The 18,316-nt window shown below is 42.4% G+C and carries 13 protein-coding genes; all 13 read right to left on the bottom strand.

Features of this window, described 5'->3' with window-relative positions:
- Positions 1 to 35 precede the first annotated feature (35 nt).
- Positions 36 to 1,400, bottom strand: coding sequence for a Gfo/Idh/MocA family protein (locus tag VB073_RS06000; RefSeq protein WP_416349509.1), 1,365 nt, complete (start codon positions 1,398 to 1,400; stop codon positions 36 to 38).
- Positions 1,401 to 1,471: 71 nt separating this feature from the next.
- Entirely contained in the window at positions 1,472 to 2,185 is a 714-nt protein-coding gene (locus VB073_RS05995) for a DUF1080 domain-containing protein (protein ID WP_323403241.1), read from the bottom strand.
- The gene (locus tag VB073_RS05990) at positions 2,182 to 3,519 is read right to left on the bottom strand and encodes a Gfo/Idh/MocA family oxidoreductase (RefSeq protein ID WP_323403240.1); all 1,338 of its coding nucleotides are present in this window, start codon (positions 3,517 to 3,519) and stop codon (positions 2,182 to 2,184) included. The genes VB073_RS05995 and VB073_RS05990 overlap by 4 nt, the downstream gene beginning before the upstream one ends.
- Before the next feature lie 124 nt (positions 3,520 to 3,643).
- On the bottom strand, positions 3,644 to 5,377 hold the full coding sequence (locus VB073_RS05985) for a DUF4091 domain-containing protein (RefSeq protein ID WP_323403239.1): 1,734 nt from the start codon (positions 5,375 to 5,377) through the stop codon (positions 3,644 to 3,646).
- 24 nt (positions 5,378 to 5,401) lie between these two features.
- Positions 5,402 to 8,491 carry a DUF5107 domain-containing protein gene (locus tag VB073_RS05980; protein WP_323403238.1) on the bottom strand — a complete coding sequence of 1,030 codons (3,090 nt, stop codon included), beginning with the start codon at positions 8,489 to 8,491 and terminating at the stop codon, positions 5,402 to 5,404.
- Between the two features lie 303 nt (positions 8,492 to 8,794).
- Entirely contained in the window at positions 8,795 to 10,126 is a 1,332-nt protein-coding gene (locus VB073_RS05975) for a Gfo/Idh/MocA family oxidoreductase (protein WP_323403237.1), read from the bottom strand.
- Between the two features lie 5 nt (positions 10,127 to 10,131).
- Positions 10,132 to 10,959 carry an FAD:protein FMN transferase gene (locus VB073_RS05970; protein ID WP_416349508.1) on the bottom strand — a complete coding sequence of 276 codons (828 nt, stop codon included), beginning with the start codon at positions 10,957 to 10,959 and terminating at the stop codon, positions 10,132 to 10,134.
- Positions 10,940 to 12,349, bottom strand: coding sequence for a putative oxidoreductase C-terminal domain-containing protein (locus VB073_RS05965; protein WP_323403236.1), 1,410 nt, complete (start codon positions 12,347 to 12,349; stop codon positions 10,940 to 10,942). Before VB073_RS05965 ends, VB073_RS05970 begins: the two co-directional genes overlap by 20 nt.
- 7 nt (positions 12,350 to 12,356) lie before the next feature.
- Positions 12,357 to 13,355 (bottom strand): Gfo/Idh/MocA family protein, encoded by a 999-nt coding sequence (locus VB073_RS05960; RefSeq protein WP_323403235.1) that lies wholly within the window; start codon positions 13,353 to 13,355, stop codon positions 12,357 to 12,359.
- Positions 13,356 to 13,499: 144 nt separating this feature from the next.
- Positions 13,500 to 14,288, bottom strand: coding sequence for a glucosamine-6-phosphate deaminase (locus VB073_RS05955; protein WP_323403234.1), 789 nt, complete (start codon positions 14,286 to 14,288; stop codon positions 13,500 to 13,502).
- The gene (gene nagA, locus VB073_RS05950) at positions 14,269 to 15,456 is read right to left on the bottom strand and encodes an N-acetylglucosamine-6-phosphate deacetylase (RefSeq protein ID WP_323403233.1); all 1,188 of its coding nucleotides are present in this window, start codon (positions 15,454 to 15,456) and stop codon (positions 14,269 to 14,271) included. Before nagA ends, VB073_RS05955 begins: the two co-directional genes overlap by 20 nt.
- A gap of 104 nt (positions 15,457 to 15,560) precedes the next feature.
- Positions 15,561 to 16,907 carry a glucose/galactose MFS transporter gene (gene gluP, locus VB073_RS05945; RefSeq protein WP_323403232.1) on the bottom strand — a complete coding sequence of 449 codons (1,347 nt, stop codon included), beginning with the start codon at positions 16,905 to 16,907 and terminating at the stop codon, positions 15,561 to 15,563.
- A gap of 114 nt (positions 16,908 to 17,021) precedes the next feature.
- Positions 17,022 to 18,185 (bottom strand): DNA-binding transcriptional regulator, encoded by a 1,164-nt coding sequence (locus VB073_RS05940; RefSeq protein ID WP_323403231.1) that lies wholly within the window; start codon positions 18,183 to 18,185, stop codon positions 17,022 to 17,024.
- Between the last annotated feature and the right edge of the window lie 131 nt (positions 18,186 to 18,316).

The following is an 18,316-nucleotide window of genomic DNA, read 5'->3' as shown; positions in this document are numbered from 1 at the left end:
ACAATGATTGTTTGTTGTTGATCGTTGAATTTATATTAAAAAAACTTCAGTCCTTGTAATTTATTCCAATCTCCTCTTGTAAAGTCGGGAATTCTCACCGGTATCCCTCCATGGGTGGTGGAGATTTTTGTGAGCTCCACAAGGCATGACCATTCTGCGGCATCATATACATCCATATCGAGAGGCAATCCGTTTCTCAAGCAATGGATCAAACGATAATCCATGATAAAATCCATCCCCCCATGACCTCCGACCTGCTTGGCCTTTTCTCCTATCTCTTTGATGAAAGGGTGTTCATACTCTTTCAGAAGCTTATTCAATTTCTCTTCCGTCAGGAATTGATGCGAATCAGGATCGAGTGCTATATTGGGAGTCGGGTATTTCTGGGCAAATCCTTTTGTGCCGCTAAGCGTATGAAGGCGGCTATATGGACGTGGACTGATCACATCATATTGTACCATGATAGTCTTTCCCTTTTCCGTGCGGATGATGGTTGTGTTGATGTCGCCCAAAGCGTATTTCCGTTGTGATTCGGGCGATCCTTCGCCATGGAGTTCTTTTAGATAGTTCGAAATTCCGAATTGGTCTGAAGAAATGGATACCAGATAATTCAATTTGTCTCCCCTGTGTATGTTCATTGCCTGACAGATGGGGCCAAATCCATGGGTAGGATAGGCGTTTCCTGTATAGTTCTCATAAAATTTCACGCGCCACGATTCCAAATCCTTAAACTGGTATCTTCCTTCGTGAATATAAGCGCCTTCTCCATGTATCAACTCTCCGAATACTCCCTTTTGCGCCATATTGAGCGTTGTGAGTTCGAAGAAGTCGTAACAGCAATTTTCCAGGAGCATACAGTGTTTTCGGGTTCTTTCTGCCGTATTGACTAATTGCCAGCATTCATCGATGGTGACTGCCGCCGGCATTTCCAAGGCGACATGTTTGCCTTGTTCCATGGCATACACCGCCATCGGGGTATGTGTCAACCAGTCGGTGCATATATAGATTAAATCAATGTCGTCGCGCTCACAAACCTTTTTCCACGCCTCTTCTCCCACATATTCATCGGCAGGAGGAAAACTCCTGCTTCGCAGATAGGCTTGTCCCTCTTTCACCCTGTCCTCTTTCAGATCGCAGATAGCTTTGATTTCAATACCTTCGATATACACATACCTTCGGAGCGCCGCGAATCCTCGGTTCCCTATCCCTATAAAGCCGATTCTGACAGTAGGGATGGGATCCACGGCGAGATGCAACACATTTTCCTGCCCCACGGGACGTTTGGGTTCTTTTAATTCAACCATTTTCACCCCGTCCTGTTTCGTGCTTGCACAGGAAACAGAGAAAATAATGATAACGAGCAAACATAATTTGAAAAAATGCTTGAGGACCCTTTTCATCCTTCGTGTGTGAATTGGCATATTGATGATTTTGTGTGTGAGTTTTCTATACATATATCTTGAGTGTAAAACTATAATTCTTTAACCCTTATATTCCTGAATTTGATGATGTCTCCATGTCCTAAAAAAGCGATATGGCCTTTTTTGTACTGTAATTTCGATGTGTCTTTATCTTTGGGTGCATTTTTTATCAATTCATCCAGATCTGCGTCCATAATTAAGGTACCATTCAACATTACCTGTAAATGATTTTTATTCATGATGACCTCTTGATAATTCCATTTGCCTGAAGGTTTCAGATACCCTTTTTTTGCCGGTACCCAACCGTAAAGGGAACCATGAAATTGATAAGGTTTAAGATCTTTGTATTTGGGATCGTAATCATCCAGTATCTGTAATTCTATACCGTCGTATCCTTTCGGAGTATGCACAATTTTATGTCTTGTCCCTATCCCGCTATTCGCACCGGGTGTAAGCATGAATTCAAAACGAAAAATAAAATTTTCATATGCTGCTTTAGTGTATAAATTACCACCATAACTGGTTTTAGGGTGCATCACGATGCATCCCTCTTCGACAACATATTGATTTGTGTTGTCGATCCATTGAGCCATCGAGGTCCCGTCGAAAAGAACCTTAAAACCTTGTCTCCGTTCCTTTGCCGATAGCCGGAAAACTTTTTCCTTGCCAGTACTGTCCACTGTAGCCGAACCTTTGGAGGAATGGCACGATGTACAAAGCAGTACAACGAGTGTGGCGGTGAGTAGATGATATAACTGTTTCATCGTATAATTTCTAATTTTTCAGAATTCCATTTAATTGCCTGTCCCTTCAGGTAACTCTCATAACTCAGTAGGGCAGGTGCGGCTGAACGGACAGCAAAAAGAACATCCCCTGCCACAGGAGTATTATTTCTTATTGCATTCAAAAAATTGGAATGATGGTCATAATGTCCTCCTTTATATCCCTTCTCTGCTTTAAAGACATATTCCCGTGGAGACACTATTTCCGGGATATTTATTCCCTGTCCCAACTGATTCAATACTTCAACATTTTTCAAGTCCAGATCGTATGTCGTCTTCAGTGTAATTTTATCCCATTCCACATCCAATGAACCGAGTGAGCCTACAATCCTGAAGTCGGTACTCCCCCATTTCCTGGAGATTCCGTCGACACAATTAGCGCCTAATTGAACAGTAAAAGCCCCTCTATTATTTCTATCGGGATAATCAAAGTATCCCAACATAATATCCGGTGTGTCTCGTAATCCGTTCGTATAATGCCGGATTCCTCCGGTTGTATATACTTTTTCCGGCCCGATGGCATCCATGATGTAATGAATGCTGGCTAAGACATGGACGAACAGATCTCCCGCGACGCCTGTCCCGTAATCACGCCAGCTACGCCAGGAAAAAAAACGTTGGGGATCAAAAGCCCGTTTAGGAGCATTTCCCAGGAATTGCTCCCACCAGATAGTTTTCTCTGATGCGTCCGCCGGAGGGGTATAGGGGCGTAAAGCACCCGGAGATACCGTGAATTGACCGTCAATAAAATTTACAGGACCAATTACGCCTGCCTGTATCAATAAACGGGCAGCTCTATTTCCCAGGGATGACATTCCCTGCGAGCCAACCTGGAAGACTACTCCGTTTTTCTGTTGAGCCTTGATCAGGGCTTCCCCTTCTTTCAGTTTATGAATAACCGGTTTTTCACAATAGACATGCTTGCCGGCGTTCATTGCCTCGATGGCGATGGCTTGATGCCAATGATCTGGGGTGGCTATGATCACTGCGTCTACATCTTTTCGAGAAAGAATGTCTTTGTAATTTTTAGTGGTAAAAATATCATTTCCCCATTGATTACGCGCCTCTTCCAACCGCTTGTCATAAAGGTCGCAAACTCCCACCATCTTCACTCCTCCCACTGATAAGGCTATTCTGGTATCGGATGTCCCCATCTTGCCTTTCCCGATTAAAGCAATATTTATCAAAGAATTTGGGGGTGTATGGCTCCTTTGTAGCTTTACGGATTTATTTCCTGCCAATAATACCGTAGGAATACTGTTGGCTATCAATGCTGTAGTAGCTAAGTTTTTTATAAATACTCTCCTGTTTTGCATATTGATTGAGTGTTTAGGCGTATAAAAAAAGTTATCCCGCATTAAGCCTCTAAAGGGTTTACCATAGTTTTCCTTATCGTATTGCCTATTACCGGCCCTCAGCACCGTTGTCGTTACTAATTCCTCAATTATCCTTGCACAGAAAATCCAGCATCTGTTTTCTAATACTTCTGAAAGAAGTCACGCTTGCCTCATAATCGTTAAAATTGAGGATGATTGCATCGGCAAAGCTTTTTGCCCTTTTCGCGTCTTTATTTTCCACCATCTTCAATAACTGATAATCATCAATGCCATCCCGCATCGCTTCAAAACGGATTGAGGTGTATAGTTTGCGGTATCCCGGATATATGATGCAGTTATCACCTGCCGGTAACCTGCCACTATCCCGTGATGCATCCGCATTTAACTGGTCTTTGACCCAGTAGTTAAGCCCCCAATGAAGATATCCGGTTGCATCATATTTATAATTGATCCAATGGAGGTATCTTGTCTGGTTGAGAGGGAGTTCTATAAACCTGTTTGCATAATTACCTCTTGGCCCGACGCAGGTATAGAACCAGATTTCTTTTCCTTCTTTTTTCAAATCGGTGTAAAAGCTATAATCCTTGTGAAGGATATCCAATTCCGGGACCCATACATCAATCGCGCCTGCCAGTTCCTTGGAGGTTAGCACTGCATCCAGTACCTTGACGCCGGGCAGGAATTCATGGATATAGTTGCTGATGGTGACGTACGATTCCGCATTTTTTGCCGTCGGTTCGTCGGCAATATGCTGCATATACCTGTCGAGCCATCCTTTTTCCTCCAGGTGTTTTTTTAAGGCGGGTAAGAACTGGGTGATAAAGTTTTTCGCCCTTTCATCATCCACGGGCAATAAGGTGAATCTGATCCCGTTCTCTACTTTCATTGGATTCGGTGTAGTACGTAATTTGGCAGTCTCCTCGTTGTCGGGTAGTGGCACTTCCACGAAGAAAGGGTCGTCCCAAGCACCGGAACGCCAGGCCAGATGGCCCCCTTCTATTCTTTCCAAAGCTCCTACCGCATCAAAAATTTCGGCTTCCTTGTCGAAGCGGCTGAAGTCGAAAGTATATTTACCGTTGTCATAAGTATATAACGTGTGCCAGATGGGATATATCCGGTGTACATTTTGCCTATGGGAAGCCATTATTTTGGCATGCATCTCTATCAGTTCCCAATAAAGCGGGGAATATGCTTCCAGCGGTTCATTGTTATTCAGGTAAGAGAGCGTTGTGGGGCTAAAATGAGCCGACCAGTTGGTGATATATAGCGGAGATTTTCCCAATGTAACCGGATAGACCCGGATATAGAAATCTTTGGTCCATGTTTTTTTCTTTTTCCCCACTTCTCCCTTAATCTGTACACTCCCTTTATATAGTCCGGGTGTAGTGGCGGCATCGGTGGGCACACTGATCCATAACGGTTGCACCTCTCCCGGTTTGATGGAAAAGGCGGAGTCGGGGAAAATGGGATCGGGGAAATAACCCGATGTCGATCGGATAATATCTTTGGACGGGGGATTATAGGAACGTCCCACGCGTACATATCCGACCCAACCGGCTGTAGCCCCGGTCAGTTTTGATGATCCTGACGAAATACCGGTCACCGTTGCCTGCATATTCCTGATTTCCGCCTGTCCGTGCACCACAATCTGTACGCTGGCCACTTCTCCTTTTGCTACCCTGATGGTATCTATTTCTTCCCTGAAATAATTTCTTTCTTTCAGGACTTTGATCAATGGATCTACCTGATAGAGATAAACCTGTTTATCATCCTTGCTGAGTATATAAAAAGTGGAAGTGATAAACAAAAGAATAAATAATCCTGATTTTTTAATCATAATGATTTATATTATAGTCTGTTATTAAAATAATCTGGTGTCTTCCGTTCCCGAGATAAGCCCGATGATCCGGATTGTACGTTCATAATCGAAAGGATTTTTCTTATCCCTGTTCTCCTTATAGAACGATTCACCCCATTGTTGCATATTTTCTTCTCTCTGATTACTCTTCCACTGAAGGAAGAGTTGTTCTGCCTTTTGAGATTCCCCCAATTGATATAGGGCGGTACATTGTAGCAATGTATTGACGGAGTTCGGGCTTAACGTGCTCTCTGCCACTTTCCCGAGATATCTTTTCTGTTGCTCCGGATTGCCGGATTGAATGTAAAGTATGGCACTCAACCAATCTTCCATCCGGGTGTCGATTACATCATCATAGGGCTTTCCCACGCCCAGATTTCTCGGCCAGAGTCTGGCCTCTTCAATCTTTTTAGAAGCCAATTTGAGATTTCCTGTGTTCAAAGCTGCTGCAGCAAGCATCAATTTTGTTTCCTGATAGAGCAGACTGCCATCACTGGCTCCTTCAAAAGGAAGGATATGAATGCTTGCCAATATTTTCTCAGCATCGTTATATTGTTTGTTTCTGATCAGTGTTCGTATGTATAAAGTACCTGTTGGAAAATGATCCTGGTTTTTTTTGTAAAACGGGCCAATCACGTTTAACGCTTCCCGGGGATTTGATCTACTCAAATAAAATCGGGTTAGTTCATGGACATAACGCCATTCGGTGGCATTTAACGAAATAGCCTTTTGCAGATCCTTTTCCCTGTTATCGGTAATAAACCTGGATCTAAGAATATAGAACGGAGGAAAATCGGGTTTATCTTCCACAGAATTCAGTAATTGGATCACTTTTTCCCGGTTATTCCTAAAAGCATGGAGCAATGAGAGGTAATAGGTTGCCTTCCACTGGCTGCCATTCTCTTTTGCCCATTCAAAAACCTGTTCACTTTCGTCACGGAAAGGAAAAACAAAAGCCGGGTCAAGCCCTTCTGCGTTTTTTAATATTTGAGTATCGTTTTTCAGGAAAGCGATCCAATATTGTATTTCAGTATGTACCGGAGCAATATTGAAGAGTTCCAGGGCGCTTTCTTTTTGTCCTAAAGTGTTGTACCAGATACCCAGTTCGAGATAAATCTCTGCCGGCATTTCGAATTGTATACTCTCCTGGAAGATTTTCCGGCTCGACGGGGATTTATCCCGCAGGTACTTTTCAAACCGGATAAAGTGGTTTAACGGGTCTACCGATTGGATCATATCGCCGAGTCGGGCTGTTTCTTTCTTGTCTCCTTTTATCCTGTGCAGTAAGTAAAGGAGCTGTAAACTTTCGATATTTTCCCGGTTGTTTATCAGGCTTTTCTCAGCATATTCAATTGCCTTGGCATAATCATTCCTCACCGTATATATTTTGGCAAGTTCGGTATATGCAGCGCTCCTGTATGGAAAAGAGAGGGCAGCCACTTCAAAACCATCGAGGGCATCGTAATATTTTTTTTGTCTCAATGCCGATCGGCCATATTCAAAATTAGCCGCCGGATCGTATGTGTCGATGGATAATGCTTGATAGGCATAATAGAAAGCCGAGTCATAATCCATTTTATGATAACAAAGGCGCGACATTTCAGTCAACGCAGGAATGAAATAAGGATCATATTCCAATGCTTTACGGATAAAGGTTTCAGACTGATCATACAATCTTAATCCTGAGAGGTCCCTTCCCCGGAGATATTGTCCCTGGGCCGTATCCCAGTTGAATTGTTCGTTTTTATCTGCCGGCCTTTGCAAATCAATATTCTCATTGCTCCATAAAGTTTGATTGGCTAATTGGATGAAATGAACCGAATCGGCTTTCAACGAGGAAGATTGAAATTCATAGATCTTTGCAATTTCCAGTGAAACCTGCTGTATAAAGAGTATTTCTCTATTCTTATTATAAAATTTCAGTGTATCGTTTATCATCTGCAGAGGATATAATCGGAGAGAGAAGAGTCCGTTGTCCTTGCTTACATATATCACTCCTTGAAGATTTACATTGCTTACACCTTTCGTTTCTTTATAGGGAAACCAGTATTCATCCCATCTATCGGTTGCATACGGCATAAATCCTATCTGTTTGAATGGCGTAAGGCTGCTGATTACCATATTCTGATTGAAGAGCCTCCCGCTTTGAAGTTCTACGTATTGTCCCTTACTGTTGGTAAGCAATTCTTTCCAGATATGCCCCTGGTCGGATAATGCCCAACTGAAGATTTTCCTTCCCAATTTGTCATCCCGGTTGGCATATTGCATCATGCCCACGTCGTCTGCAGCCCAATAAGCCCCAAAATAAGGAGTATGAGTTCCCGTAATATGGTATGATTTGGAACCGATGAAGTCGTTTTCAATCCAACGGGACAGATTCTTATTCCTTAACGAATCCATGGGCCAGGGTAGTGCTACGCCATCGTGACGGAGACTATGTTTACCCGGATAGATGAATTGGAGATCTTCCTTGGCCAGTACCCCCGTATTAACCCAATTATAGTAGGGCTGTGTTCCCGATGTGGAATTATGCCAGAAAGAACAGGTAGTAAACCAGCCTTTATCTTTAGGCAGGTTTATCTCAACCGTCCAGCGGGTTCTTGTTAACAGGTCCAGTACACCTATAAAGCAACTGGCGCTTCCATCCTCATTTACCTTTGTCATATAGTCTACCGGAAAAGAACAGGAGGGGGCGTGTCCTACCACTCCGTAGTTGAATTCGATGCCTCCGCTTGTCCAGGGCCCTCGCAGAGAGATGTCTCTGAATTTCACCACATCATTGTCATAAAAGAGTTCTTTTCCATTCGTCTTATCAATCACTGACCAGATTTTACCGCCAATCTCGGGGAAGATTTTTATCTTGAGAAATTGATTTTCGATTTCAACGACTTTCCATGATTTTTTTTCCGGTTTCTCCGTGAACCCGTCGTATCTGTAATATGGATACACCTTTCCTAATACAGGTATAGGATCAGGATCAGAAAAGGGATATGTGACATATTCCTTTTCATACTCTTTTATACCCGATACATTTTGTCCGTATAAAAAAGATCCCGACAATACGAGAATAATGAAAGTTGTATATTTCAACATATAAATAAATTGGTGCGGAGAGTCAGTTAAGAGTTCTCCAGCCTTTTCTTCCTGTTTTTTATTATCTCAAACAACTTCAATAACCACCATGACAATATCCTCAACAAAGCAACAATAACATATAGTACAATGGTTATGACAATGACATATCCTATTTGTGTAACGACCTCTATCCATGGAGTTTTATATATGATAATGGTTGCCACATTAATAAGAAATGCTGTTATGAAGCAAAATAAAAGAATAAGAGTCTCTTTTTTTATTCTTTTTGATGTAATAACGATATCCTTCATCATAGCATAATTAAAATTTCATATAAGGAATTTTGTATTCTTCCGGGAAGAAGATTTTCTTTTGATCCGCCATAGCCTGATTTCCTAAATGACAAAGCATGGTAGCCAGGTACGCCTCTTCCACGATATTCTTGCCTTTTTCACCGGTAATGCAAGCCTGACAAAATGCAGACAGGATTTCATCAGAGCCATCTTTCAGCGCACCAGTCATGGATAGGCCGTCGTTCACATGGAACTCACCTTCCAGGATATGGTGAGGGATATACTTTTCTTTTGTTTCCGGACGCCAACTGGGACCAGCAGCAGGTACAGAGGAGTATAATTTATTCCCTATCTGCCCGATCAATTGTTCAATTCCCGATTTTTTTTCGCCAGACTCATTCTCCAGAAAATAAATACCGGTGGCAAGATTCATGGTTCCTTTTTTACCCAATATTTGATCTTCCATGCCATTGTATTTATTGGAAATAAGTGACTCATAATTGATTTTAACTCCGTTGGCGTAATGATATATCAGGTTTACACTATCATACACTTCTCTTCCGTCTTTCCAATACACAATATCACCGGTTCCGACAACTGACTCGGGCACTGACTGCATGGCCCAGCAACACACCTCTAACTGATGAGAGGCCAATTCGGTCATCAGGCCGCCTGAATAATCCCGATAGAGGCGCCAGTTAACCTGACGTTCCATTTCCGGTGAAGGAACAGGCCGTCTCCAGTCGTGGTTCCTGAACCAGTAACAACGTTCTCCTACAATGTCACCGATCACCCCGGAATGAATCATTTGCATACCCTTTATATATTTCTGGTCAAACATGCGTTGCATGCAGAAATAGAGTACTTTATCCGTTTTCTGATATGCATTGTAAATTTCTTTACACTGCTCCATAGTCAATGCCATTGCCTTCTCGCAGTAGACATGTTTTCCCGCATCCAGGGCATCCAATGTCATGGGAGCATGGAGGTAAAGCGGGGTAGATATAATAACTCCATCGATATCCTTAGACTCCAGCATATTCCTGTAATCTGTATATGTTTTCGCAGAGGGGCACAGAGATGAAGCATTTTTCAGGTTCGGCGGATATATATCGCACAGGGCTACAATTTCGGCATGTTGCAATGCTAACACGGCGTGCATGTTATACGTTCCTCTGGAACCCGTTCCGATGAATCCTATCCTGGCTTTCTCTTTTCTGATTTCTTTGGCTTTATCGGTAGTAAACGACTGGAGCCAGGGTGTGGTTGCCAGGAGTGCTGCTCCACCTGAAATATAACCTAAGTCTTTGATAAATTGCCTCAGGCTTGTGTCTACCTGTTCAGACCCTTTTTTCGACATAACATCTATAAATTATATTCTGCGATATTTTGTATTTTAAAATTTTCAGCGATTCTTTTTCTTTCCGAATCAGTGGCGATCATAAGAACTGTACTCAGTACTTCGGCATCCAATGGATTTTCAGAGGTTACAGCGACGGCTTTATGCTCTGTCACCGGACTATTGGACCCTGGTCGCTGAATATGACCTGTGTAGGAAGGGGTATTACCGGAAACCGAAAGAGCCAGATCTTTTAAAGAAATCTCGCCTAAAACGTCATCCCGGTTATATGGGTTTTCAAAACTCACTTTCCATGCATCTCCATAAGGATGGTTCCCAATTCCCAATATGGAGCTGCTTCCGAAATCTGCAAAGCACTGTTTTATATCGGCCTGATGAATTAAATCTTCTATTTTTGCTAACGCATATCCTTTGGCGTAGCCTCCGAAATCTAATGAGATGTCTTTTTTGGAAAAAATGACAGAGTGGCCATTTTCTATCAACTCTACCTTTGAAAAATCATCCAGTGTGATATCAAACAATTTCAAAGTGCGTGTGTGGTACATTCGGCAACTTTGCAGTATAGCCCACATTTCCGGGCTTACATGAACAGGTTCATGAATAGCATCCCGATTTATTCTTGAAGTCTCGCTTGTACTGTCAAAACGATTAAAGAGTTGATCGAGCCGTCGAAGTTCAAATACGATATCGTTCCATATTTCCTGTGACTTCAATCTGTTCGGGCCGATAGCAAGTATATCGAACCGCGTTCCCATGATGTTCTTTAATGAACCATGGAACATTTTCGATTCATCATAATAAGTAGCGCCGGTGTCAATCCCTATCTTTTGCAACTTCTACTGCTTTTGTAGTGATGTAATATTTTGCCAAAGTGTTGGTCTTCTCCCATTCCGGCATATCCCGGTTTACCAGAAAACTGAAAAAGCTTTCAGCTACATACCTGAAATGCGATTCATGCCCTTCCCTGTTTTCCACCGGGATATTGATGAGATATTCCCCTTTCTTGGAGGTTGCTGACATAGAAACGAAAGGATAAGTTATACGGATTTTCTCAATTGCTTTTTGCAGGTTACCGTAAAATTCATCTTGATCCAAACCCTCCGGTTTCTGTACGTACAGTTGTTTTACAAAACCTTGATCTTTGTTCTGAACCGTTTTCAGAACAGCTTTTGTCCCCTTTATTACTGACATGAAAGTGTCGCTGCTACCTTCAGGTGCCTGCCAATTCCAGATCACTTTCAAACCCACATTCCGATTCTTTACATTGAAATGGAGGGTGCCGTTGGCATATACTTTCAGCGTAGAATTATCAATATACTTGTGCAGGTAATCGGGAAAAGTTGTCTCCCCCGTTGATTTTGTAAACTGATACAATTCAACTTCAGTGGGCCAATGGGTGGCTGTGATATTTCTGATATCCTTGTTGTAATCGATGGACTGGTCTGGGAAACATTTCCAGAACAGCAAATCGATCAAGTGTGTGGTTACATCGGCGATACCTTCTCCCTGTTGTTCCACATCGTAATACCACGCCGGACGGATCAATGGTGTGCCGGATACCTCTTTGTAGAAATGATGCACACTCTCCATATATACCGCAGGATCTTCCGGTGTTCCCGCTTGCAGTTCCCCGAAGAGATCCCCGTTGTTGAGAAGTTCTTTCTCAATAATGTTCAACATATCGTAACGCTCTGTCATCATATCATATAACAGGACGTTTTGTGCTTCGGCATTGGCATATGCTTTTTCCAGCAAAAGAAAATCTTCCCGGTTAATGGCCATAGGTTTATCTGACAGTACATTCAATCCTGCATCTACTGCACCAAGAATATATCCGGTCTTTGCTTTGTTATTACCCGCGAGTACTACTACGTTCCCTTTCTTGTCACCTACCATCTTCTGCAGGAAATCATCTCCGGTATACACAACTGTTTGCCAGTTTGTGGGGACTTCTTCTCTTTGATTGAACGATCCTGTTGCTGAGAGATATTGCTTTAATCCGGTATCTTCGGTTGCTGCATATACGAACACAGAATCGTTTACCTGTGGGATGGTGTTCTTTTGCAGCAGATTGGCATGAAAATGGCCGGGAGCCAATACAATTAGTCCTATCTCTCCTGCTTTTCCAGTGAATAAAGTCTGCTTTTCAGACGTGTTATTATTTTTTTGGACGCAAGAAAGTAACATGAAAACTATTGTAATAATCAACCAGCCTTTTTTCATTTTAGCACTATTTTAATTTCCGGATTAGCTTTGTTGCATCTTTCTCCCCTTTTTTATAAACTTCATTCATAGAGATGATCTTGCCACCTTTATTCTTACTTATATCGGCCGCTTCAATAAAGGTGAATATTTCCAGCGTCTCTTTTTCTGTTATCGGAGAAACACGTGTTTTGAAGAATTTCAGGATTTCCTTTAACAGCGGTTCATAGCCGTCATATCCACCTGTTGGAACAACTCCCTGGTCCGTAACCGCATTCCCTCCATAAGGAGTTTTTCCGGTACGGGCTCCTCTTACAGTACCAATTCTACCGTCATCCCAGAGACCGACTACAAAGTCTGTTCCTTCAGACGACAGGCGATTTACCGAAATACAGCCTGTCCCCATGACGGTAAATAAATTCTCAATACCATGAATTCCATACCATGCCATGTCGGCATGTGACGGTTCAAGATGCGCAGGTGTATAACAGTCGGCACCCAATACTTTTCCTAACTCTCCTTTTCGAAGTTTCTGACTCTGAACAGAATATCGTAGAGCTGATGATGAGAAGAGAGGAACGTTATATTGTTTAGCCAGTTGAAAAATAGCGATAGCCTGTGCCAGGTTAGCACCTATGGGTTTATCTATAAAAACGATCTTTCCTGCTTTGAATACTTCGTAAGCCTGTTCCAGATGCAGATTACCATCATTTGTCTCCAGCATTACACAATCTACTTTCTCTAAAAGTTCGGCTATGGACGGAACAATCTCCACGCCCATTTCCTTTACTTGATCTATATAACCCGGGATACGGTCGTAACTCGATTTAATGGTTTTTGACCCGTACGGATAGGCTGCCACGATCCGAAAATCCTTGAATTCTTCTTTTTTATCTGCTCCATTCAAAAATTTGGTGAAAGCGATGGAGTGGGAGGTATCCAATCCGATGATTCCAATTTTTACCTGTGCCTGGGCAGTTAATAATAATCCAGACAAGATAACTGATAAAATAATTTTTAGTTTCATAATGGTTTATTTTTAGAGTCAAGAATCAAGATCCAAGACTTTTAGATTTTGGATGTAGGATCTATGGTTTAGGATATTAAGAATTTCCTCTTGAGCACCTCGCCACCTAATCACTCATCCACTTCTAACTTCTAATTTCTTATTTCAATTAAGCAGTGACGCACTTTCTTCATCCAAATATAGTATGGCCTCCTCTTTTGTTCTCAAGATAGTGGCTGGACATTTTTCGCTGATCTCGTCGTTCAGTGTATGATAGACTGCTTCTGCTTTATTCCGTGCCGGTACCATACAAAACATATATTTGGAGTTCATTAATGCCGGGATAGTAATTGTTATGGCGTGAGTGGGCACTGAATCTATTTTCGTGAACAGATTTTCGTTTACCTGTTGTTGCCTGCAAGCCATATCCAGCTCTACCACTTTCACCTGTTTCGAATCCTTGAAATCGGCTACGGGTGGGTCATTGAATGCGATGTGCCCATTCTCCCCAATGCCAAGGCAAACGATATCCACCGGATACTGTCTTAGCAAACCGGTATACCTTTCACATTCTTTGGAAGGCTCTTCTGCCTGTCCGTTTATATAGTGGACACTCTTGAAAGGAACTCTGCCAAAGATGCGTTCTTTCAGGAAATTACCAAATCCTTGAGGAGCATTTTTATCCAATCCTATGTATTCGTCCATGTGAAAGGCGTTTATCTTTTCCCACCGGATTCGTTCATCGGCAATCAACTCCTTCATAAAATCGCTTTGCGATGGTGCGGCAGCGAAGATCATATTAATCTCATCTTTTTCTTTAAGAAGCAGGCGTATTGTATCCGATACATTGTCTGCCGCTTCTTTGCCCATTTCTTCCCGTGTATGGAAGATTTTTACCTTCAGCATTCCTTGTGTGAATGCGATTACATTCGTGTTAATTTCTGTATATGACATTACCTTCCAAAATTGTATGTGAAACATTGATATTATTGTCAAAAATAACAAAATCGGCATCCTTGCCTTTTTCAATAGATCCTTTCTGCTGATCTATCTTCATCATGCGGGCCGGCGTTAAGGTCATCATTTTTATGGCCTCTACCAGAGGTACTTCCGCTATGTTGACCATGGTTTTGACCAGGCGGTCGGTAGTGGCAACGCTTCCTGCAAAAGCTGTACGATCCGGGAGTTTGGCCACACCGTCTTCGATGATTACCTTTTGTCCTTTGTCGAGACTGCCCAGGATAGATTCCCCATCGGGCATGCCTGCTCCGCGCATTGAATCGGTAACAAGCGCGGTTTTGTCGGGCCCCTTGAATTTATATACGAACTGAAGGAGAGATTTTGGCAAATGTACTCCGTCAGCAATGATTTCCACGTTCATATCATCAATCAGATAGGCCGCTTCCACAATACCTGCGTACCGGAAGGCGTTTCTGCGAGTGACGGTCGACATGGCCGAATAGAGATGGGTAATATGTTTGAAACCGGCATTGTAAGCATTGACTACCTCTTCATAGATAGCGTCGCTATGTGCAATGGAGGCGAGGATATTTTTTTCTTTGAGCACTTTACCGAACACTAATGCGCCGGGTAGTTCCGGAGCAAGGCTCCATCGAACGATGTCATCTGATGCCGCTAATATTCTGTTGTATTCTTCCGGTTCCGGATTTCTGAGGTACTTGGGATCTTGTGCCCCCCGTTGATTATAGGCGAAGTAGGGGCCCTCAAGATGCAAGCCCAGGAATTTGGCTCCTTTGCTGTTCAGCTTTACCGCTTCCTTGTAGGTAGAGAATGTTTTCATCAACTCTTCAAAAGTGCTGGTCAGGGTAGTGGGTAAAAGTGCGGTCGTTCCGTGTCTGGCATGTGTTTCGGCTGCACCGAGATATGCCTCTACGGTTCCGTCCATAAAGTCATGTCCGCCACCGCCGTGAGTATGGATATCTATAAAACCGGGTGACACATATTTTTTCTTGACATCGATGACCACATCGCCATCACCAAACACAACTTCGTTCGATTTTAGAATATCAGTGATCTTTCCCTTCTCACATACAATGACCATGTTCTCTGCGATTTTATCAGGGAAGATGATCTTTCCGTTTTTTATGATAGTTCGGTGCATAATTCAGTAGTTATTCAGTAGTTATTCGATAGTTGTTCAGTAGTTATTCAGTTGAAATTCAATAGATGCTCAATTGTTATCGGCATATTAGTCACATTGGCACATTATTTTTTCCATGATCTAATCCTATATCCTCTTGCTGCATACCATACGATGTATGCAAAGCAGGGAATAAGGATCCAATATGCCTGTTTCATCGCTTCAAAAGGTGTCAATATTGCTTGTGCTTCCACTAAAGCGTGGTAAATCATAGGCATGAAAGCACTGCCGCTTAAAGCCATGACAAGGAATGCTGATCCCAGATTGGTATGCTTTCCTAATTTATTGATGGCCAGTGGCCAGATACCGGCATAGAGTAATGCATTGGGAAGCCCCATCATCACCAGATACCAGAGAGATATATCGGAAGTGATGCCCAGGAATTTTACGGTTCCCGAGGTGATTATCAACATTGTTGACAATATCAGATTGATGGAGGCACAAATCAAAAGAGCATTCCGTTGTTTCAGATATTTTGGGATAAGGGCGATTCCTATGAAATAGCCGATAAATGTCAGGAACATGGTGTAGGAAGGAATATTTTGTGCTGATCCAGCCAGACTGCCGCCCATGGTTTGCGCATACTGGATACTGGTGGACAATGCGATCATTTGGGTTCCTATATGGAAAAACATCGCGACTACACCCAAAATAAGCGCCGGATATTGAAAGATGGATTTACGTGAGACCTCATCTTCTTCAGACCGTTTATTTACTACCGACGGATCCAGGTTGGGCAGCGGTGAATAACGGACAATTATACCGAATATAAACAGGAAGATGGCCAAAATGAGGTAAGGTGTCATCACTCCCTTTATCAGTGTGTCTAAAGCTGTTTCCAGAGAGGCACCCGTGTAATTCCCCGCTTCAATTTCCCGTATAAGTACCTTGTCGGATTCGCGGATGACCACTGCCGCAAATATCAGGTTAGCAATTACTCCTGCCAGTTTATTGCCGGTTCCTACGATACTCATCCGTTTGGCTGCGCTCTCTATAGGACCCACAATGGTTACGTAGGGATTAGCTGCCGACTGTAGAATAGCCAATCCAACACCCAACAAAAATAATCCCAGTAGAAATATTTGATATGTGCGCCAGTAAGCTGCGGGGAGAAATAACAGGGCTCCTATCGACATACACCATAGTCCCAGCATCATTCCCTTTTTATAGCCTACCTTATTCAGCAGAAAAGAGGATGGGATTGCCATGAACAGATAGGCAATGTAGAAGGCGAATGTCACCAGAGACGATTGTAGTTTGGATAACTGGAGAGTTAGCTGGAAATAGGGTATTAAAATGGTGTTAACCCATGATACCAATCCGAAAATAAAAAACAGTAATGCCAGTATTATCATCGACTTGATCGTGGTACTTCTGTCTTGTATGTGATTGATTTGAGGACTGTTACTCATATTATTACAAATTTAAAAAAATAGGAAGTGGTGCTTCAATCTACTTAAGACACAAAATTATTTTTTATATAGTTGAAAAATGCTTTAAAAACGTAATTCTGTTTTCAAATAGCGTTATTTCTTGTGAGAGTCGCCGTATTTTTTACGGTATTCAAGAGGAGTGTACCCTTTCATCTTCTTAAAAATACGGGAAATATTTTTGCAATCATTGAATCCTGACTCCAGTGCCAGGTCAAAAAGTGTTCTGTCGGTAGTTAATAATAGATGAGCAAAATACTCGATCCTGCAACTCAGGATAAATTGATAGATGGAGGTTCCCATTTCCTCTTTGAACTTCACTTCCAGATTACGCCGCGATAGTGGGACCTGTTGTATTAGAGATTCAATCACGATATTGGAGGTGAAATTATCTTCGATATAATTGACAATCCGGGAAATATATTCATTGGAGATATCGTATCTTTCTGTAGATTTCCTTAGCTCGATTCGTGTCGGTCGGATAACAATATTGAATGGCTCTTTGATCTCCCCCTTGGTCATCCTGTCGATCAACCGTCCGGCTTCGTATCCACCTCTTTCCACATCCGTAACGATGGAGGAGATCGGCGGATCGGACAGGTTACAGATCAGCTCGTCATTGTCTACTCCTAATAAAGTGATATCTTCAGGAATTCTGATATTATTGATCTTGCAGATTTGGGATAATCGAAGCGCGAAATTATCGTCGCAGGCAAACAAACCTACCGGTTTGGGTAATGATAAGAGCCATTCATCGAGTTGTATATGACTGGTACTCCATTCTTCTCCATCCAGGTTCTCACTTTCGAAATAATGATAATTGCCTCCTATCTTCTCGATTTGAGACCTGAATCCTTCCGCTCTTTCACGAGACCAGACGACACCTTTGTTCCCATAGAAGGCGAAATTCCGATAACGCCTTTTAATAAAGAATTGTGCCGCCATCTCGCCTGTACCGAAATAATCACCGGTCAGGTTGGAGAAGTAAGGACTTCGTTCTTTGTAGTTTTGGAGTAGGATGGGAATATTCAATGACTCCAATAAATTGGTGCCATCATGATCCCACCGTGCCACAATAGCATCGGCTTCCCACTCTTTGGCCCATTCTACAATCCCTTGTTTGCCATACAGCGTTCTATAGTAAGAGGGTAAGCGATAAAAGATCCAGGGGCCATGCTCTTTGGAGTATTGGATTAACCCTCTGAGCAGTCGGCGACTGAATTCGCTGGAGTAATCAATGAGGATGAGTATCTTGAGCATAATGGTTCAATTCCCGAAAAATAGATTATTCAATCCTCAAATATAGACAATTTTTTATATAACCAAAAATTTAAGGTGATTATTGATAAACGGTTGTCTCTTCTCCTTTCCATGAAACGGCAGTAATCCTG

The organism is Proteiniphilum sp. (assembly GCF_034927365.1).
GTDB lineage: Bacteria > Bacteroidota > Bacteroidia > Bacteroidales > Dysgonomonadaceae > Proteiniphilum.
The sequence above is the reverse complement of the archived record's forward strand: the minus strand, read 5'-3'. Positions and strand labels throughout refer to the sequence as shown.

What these genes read in the sequence shown, in the direction of transcription:
- VB073_RS06000 (WP_416349509.1), bottom strand. Translation starts at nt 1,400, where the DNA reads ATGAAAAGGGTCCTCAAGCATTTTTTCAAATTATGTTTGCTCGTTATC.
- VB073_RS05995 (WP_323403241.1), bottom strand. Translation starts at nt 2,185, where the DNA reads ATGAAACAGTTATATCATCTACTCACCGCCACACTCGTTGTACTGCTT.
- VB073_RS05990 (WP_323403240.1), bottom strand. Translation starts at nt 3,519, where the DNA reads ATGCAAAACAGGAGAGTATTTATAAAAAACTTAGCTACTACAGCATTG.
- VB073_RS05985 (WP_323403239.1), bottom strand. Translation starts at nt 5,377, where the DNA reads ATGATTAAAAAATCAGGATTATTTATTCTTTTGTTTATCACTTCCACT.
- VB073_RS05980 (WP_323403238.1), bottom strand. Translation starts at nt 8,491, where the DNA reads ATGTTGAAATATACAACTTTCATTATTCTCGTATTGTCGGGATCTTTT.
- VB073_RS05975 (WP_323403237.1), bottom strand. Translation starts at nt 10,126, where the DNA reads ATGTCGAAAAAAGGGTCTGAACAGGTAGACACAAGCCTGAGGCAATTT.
- VB073_RS05965 (WP_323403236.1), bottom strand. Translation starts at nt 12,349, where the DNA reads ATGAAAAAAGGCTGGTTGATTATTACAATAGTTTTCATGTTACTTTCT.
- VB073_RS05960 (WP_323403235.1), bottom strand. Translation starts at nt 13,355, where the DNA reads ATGAAACTAAAAATTATTTTATCAGTTATCTTGTCTGGATTATTATTA.
- VB073_RS05955 (WP_323403234.1), bottom strand. Translation starts at nt 14,288, where the DNA reads ATGTCATATACAGAAATTAACACGAATGTAATCGCATTCACACAAGGA.
- nagA (WP_323403233.1), bottom strand. Translation starts at nt 15,456, where the DNA reads ATGCACCGAACTATCATAAAAAACGGAAAGATCATCTTCCCTGATAAA.
- gluP (WP_323403232.1), bottom strand. Translation starts at nt 16,907, where the DNA reads ATGAGTAACAGTCCTCAAATCAATCACATACAAGACAGAAGTACCACG.
- VB073_RS05940 (WP_323403231.1), bottom strand. Translation starts at nt 18,185, where the DNA reads ATGCTCAAGATACTCATCCTCATTGATTACTCCAGCGAATTCAGTCGC.